The organism is Pseudorhodobacter sp., from assembly GCF_030452865.1.
In the GTDB taxonomy this organism is placed as follows: Bacteria; Pseudomonadota; Alphaproteobacteria; order Rhodobacterales; family Rhodobacteraceae; genus Pseudorhodobacter.
On the sequence record NZ_JAKDLJ010000333.1, the window covers coordinates 1 to 4,093 of the forward strand.

General features: G+C 58.4%; 3 protein-coding genes. 2 read left to right on the top strand and 1 reads right to left on the bottom strand.

Features of this window, described 5'->3' with window-relative positions:
* The coding region (gene paaZ / locus L0H65_RS15690) for a phenylacetic acid degradation bifunctional protein PaaZ (protein ID WP_301460015.1) at positions 1 to 1,990 on the bottom strand (1,990 nt) is incomplete at its 3' end.
* A 211-nt stretch (positions 1,991 to 2,201) separates the two neighbouring features.
* Here paaZ and paaI point away from each other — a divergent pair.
* Together paaI and paaK are read left to right on the top strand one after the other, a co-directional pair.
* Positions 2,202 to 2,627 carry a hydroxyphenylacetyl-CoA thioesterase PaaI gene (gene paaI / locus L0H65_RS15695; protein WP_301460017.1) on the top strand — a complete coding sequence of 142 codons (426 nt, stop codon included), beginning with the start codon at positions 2,202 to 2,204 and terminating at the stop codon, positions 2,625 to 2,627.
* Between the two features lie 12 nt (positions 2,628 to 2,639).
* Positions 2,640 to 3,950 carry a phenylacetate--CoA ligase PaaK gene (gene paaK, locus L0H65_RS15700; RefSeq protein WP_301460018.1) on the top strand — a complete coding sequence of 437 codons (1,311 nt, stop codon included), beginning with the start codon at positions 2,640 to 2,642 and terminating at the stop codon, positions 3,948 to 3,950.
* The last annotated feature ends 143 nt before the right edge of the window (positions 3,951 to 4,093 follow it).

Consider the following 4,093-nt stretch of genomic DNA (forward strand, 5'->3'; position numbering starts at 1 on the left):
GCTCTGCATTCTGATTGGTCAGGGTAACGTGCCAGCGCACCTCGCCATAATCCTTATTGCGCCGGGTCTTCTGTTTGACAGTCAGCCGCACCTTGATGCAGTCGCCCGCTTGCACCGGTTTTTGAAAGCGCAGGCTGTCAAGCCCGGTATTGGCCAAAACCGGGCCTTCGTTCGGCTCCACAAACATACCGGCAGCAAAGCTGAGCAACAGATAACCATGCGCGACGCGGCCGGGGAAAAACGGGTTTCGCTTCGCCGCCGCCTCATCCATATGGGCATAGAAGGTGTCGCCGGTGAATTTGGCGAAATGCTCGATATCATCCAGAGTAATCTTGCGCGGGGCGGTGTGGAGCGTCTCTCCAATGGTCAATTCGTTGAAACTTCGGGTGAAAGGATGCGCTGGGGTTATAACCTCAACGCTGCCCGGCACCCATTTCTGTCCGATGGCTGTCAGCATGTCCGGGCTGCCTTGAATGGCCGTGCGTTGCATGTAATGCAGCACGCCACGGATGCCGCCCAACTCCTCACCGCCGCCGGCACGCCCCGGCCCGCCATGCACCATATGCGGAAGGGGGGAGCCGTGGCCCGTCGCCTCCGCCATGCTGTCGCGGTTGTTGATGTAGATACGGCCATGGAACGCAGCAGCGCCTATCACCACCTCCCGCGCAACCTGCGGTTCACGCGTGATCAGCGAGGCGACCAAGGAGCCGCCACCCCGGTTCACCAATTCGATCGCATGGGAAAGGTCGCGATAGCCCATGATCGTTGAAACCGGACCGAAGGCTTCGGTATCATGCACGCGCAGCGCCGCGTCGGGGTTTGCGCAATGGTAAAGCATTGGCGGCAGGAACGCGCCTTTCGCGGCATCTGCCCCTTGCACATCAAACGCATCAGGATCGCCGAAAACCCGCTCCGCCTCCCGCCCGATGATTGCGGCTTTTGCCAAAACATCCCGCTTTTGCGCGTTGGACACCAAGGCACCCATCTGCGTGGTCTCGGCCCTTGGATCACCGATCACCGTTTTCGCCAAACGGTCGACAAGCGCGGCAATCACCGCGTCGACCTGCGCTTGTGGCGCGAAAACCCGGCGGATTGCGGTGCATTTCTGCCCCGCCTTCATCGTCATTTCACGCTGCACCTCGTTGACGAACAGATCGAACTCCGGTGTTCCAGCCACAGCGTCCGGCCCGAGGATTGAGGCGTTGAGGCTGTCTTGTTCCGCCACGAAGCGGATTGAATTGCGCAGGATATGCGGGGCAGAACGCAGCTTGAACGCGGTTTCGGCAGAACCGGTGAAGCTGACCACATCTTGCGCGGTCAGCAGGTCCAGCGTATCGCCCAAGCCGCCCGTCACCAGTTGCAACGCTCCCTCTGGCAGGATGCCACTACCGAGCATGATCCGCACCGCAAGTTCAGTGATATAGCAAGTTGCAGTCGCCGGTTTCACAATCGCTGGAACACCCGCGAGCAGCGTTGGTGCCAGCTTTTCCAACATACCCCAAACCGGGAAGTTGAAGGCGTTGATATGCACCGCGACGCCCTGCAACGGGGTGTAGATGTGTTGGCCCAGAAATCTAGCGTTGCGGGAAAGCTGCTCCACCTCGCCGTCCAGATAGACATTGGTATCCGGCATTTCGCGACGCCCTTTGGAGGCGAAGACAAACATCGTGGCAATGCCACCATCAATGTCAAGCAGATGGTCGGCTTGTGTCGCCCCCGACGAAAATGACAGATCATAAAGCGCCTGCTTGTGTTGGTCCAAAGACTCCGCCAGCGCCTTGAGCATCCGGGCGCGGTCGTGAAACGTCATCGCGCGCAGGGCCGGGTTTCCAACGCGGCGCGCGTGGTCCAGCATTGCTTGCGCATCCAGCGCGCTATTCCCGGCGAAGGCCATGGTGTCGCCGGTGATTGCATTCTCAATCTCGCGTGCGCCAGCGCCCGGACCGATCCACGATTCTGCGACAAAACTTTTGACTGCAAGCATGGTCATGGAACACCCTTTCAATTCCGCCGAGCACAGTATGACCCATCTTGTGTGGGGGTTGAGATGCTATCAGCTTCGACCATAGCATGGTCGCGATCAATTCTTTGGATGAACATTTGGAATTTTGCACCGTTCTGGTGAAAATATAGGGGGTCGATTGGGACAACGGGCTACACGTTCCCGCCAGTGCGGCGCGACACATTCACGGGGCAGAAAAATGACACCGAAGGAACGCGCCGAACGCTGTGCCGAAGTGATGTGGACCGATGACGGTGCATCGCAATGGATGGGCATGGCAATCGTCGAAGTCGATGAGGGGAGCGCCGCGCTTGAGTTAACCGTACAAAAGCATCATTGCAACGGCCACGGCATCTGTCACGGCGGTATCACCTTCGCCCTTGCCGATACCGCATTTGCCTTTGCCTGCAACAGCCGAAATCAAAACACGCTCGCCCAGCACAATGTTATCAGCTACACCGCCCCGGCGCAGCTTGGCGATGTGCTGACGGCACGGGCGCGGGAGGTGTCATTGACCGGCCGCAGCGGTATCTATGATGTTTGCGTGACCGATCAGGACGGTGAAACCATCGCTGAATTTCGCGGTATGTCGCGGTCCATCAAAGGTCAATTGTTCCCGGAGTAGGCGGAGGTTCGGATGAAAGACCTGAGTCCCAAGAAAATTGATCTTGAAGCGATCGAGATCGCCAGCCGTGACGAGATCATGGCGTTGCAGTTGAAGCGGCTGAAATGGTCACTGCGGCATGCCTATGACAACGTGCCGATGTATCGAAAACGGTTTGATGCGGCGGGTGTTCACCCGGACGATCTGCACAGCTTGCCGGATCTGGCGAAGTTTCCGTTTACGCATAAGGATGATCTGCGCGACAACTATCCTTTCGGGCTTGCCGCCGTCCCAAGGGATAAAATCGTGCGGCTGCATGCTTCCTCCGGCACCACCGGCAAGCCGACGGTCGTGGTTTATACCAAGAATGACATCGACATTTGGGCCGACACTGTGGCGCGGTCGTTGCGCGCTTCGGGTCTTCGGGCGGCGGACATTATCCATAACGCCTATGGCTACGGCCTGTTCACCGGCGGGCTTGGCGCGCATTACGGCATTGAACGCCTGGGCGCGATGGTGGTGCCGATGGGTGGAGGCCAAACCGAAAAACAGGTTAACCTGATCCGTGATTTTCAGGCCACCGGCATCATGGTCACGCCGTCCTATATGCTCAATATTCTGGAGCAGTTCCACAAATCGGGCTTCGATCCGCGCGGCTCCTCGTTGCAGGTCGGTGTCTTTGGTGCCGAACCCTGGACCAATGCCATGCGCAAGGAAATTGAGGATGCGTTTGATATCCATGCCGTCGATATTTACGGGTTGTCCGAGATTATGGGGCCGGGTGTTGCCAATGAATGCGTTGAAACCAAAGACGGGCTGCATGTCTGGGAGGACCACTACTACCCCGAAGTGATCGACCCGATCACTGGCGCCGTGTTGCCGGAGGGTGAGAAGGGAGAGTTAGTCTTTACCACGCTGACCAAGGAAGGCATGCCGATGATCCGCTACCGCACCCGTGATTTGACGCGGCTGTTGCCGGGAACGGCGCGATCAATGCGTCGGATGGAAAAGATCACTGGGCGCAGCGATGATATGATCATTCTGCGTGGCGTCAACATCTTTCCGACCCAGATTGAGGAACAGGTTCTGGCAACCCCCGGCCTTGCCCCCTATTTCCAGATTGAGCTTTTCCGCGCCGGACCTATGGATGCGATGCGCGTCATGGTGGAGGCGGATATACACAACGCAGATGCCGAAAGCCGGGCGCAGGCAGTGGCCGTTTTGGCGAAACGGATCAAGGGCATGGTGGGCGTGAGCTGTGAGATTGAGGTCAAGTTTCCGGGCGGCGTGGCGCGGTCGCAGGGCAAGGCCGTAAGGGTCATTGATAACCGTCCGAAGGATTAGGACTTGGCCATTTATGTGGATTCATACGCGCGTTGCTTCAATCCCAAGGCGCGCTTTCGCCGTTTCCAGCTTTGCCGCCCAAGTCTCCCGCATCTGCGCGCCCGTTGAATGGCGCCGCCCCCAGTTGCGCAATTGCGTCATGC

Excerpts from the sequence above, each read along its gene's own strand:
- paaK (WP_301460018.1), top strand. The coding sequence starts at position 2,640 with ATGAAAGACCTGAGTCCCAAGAAAATTGATCTTGAAGCGATCGAGATC.
- paaI (WP_301460017.1), top strand. The coding sequence starts at position 2,202 with ATGACACCGAAGGAACGCGCCGAACGCTGTGCCGAAGTGATGTGGACC.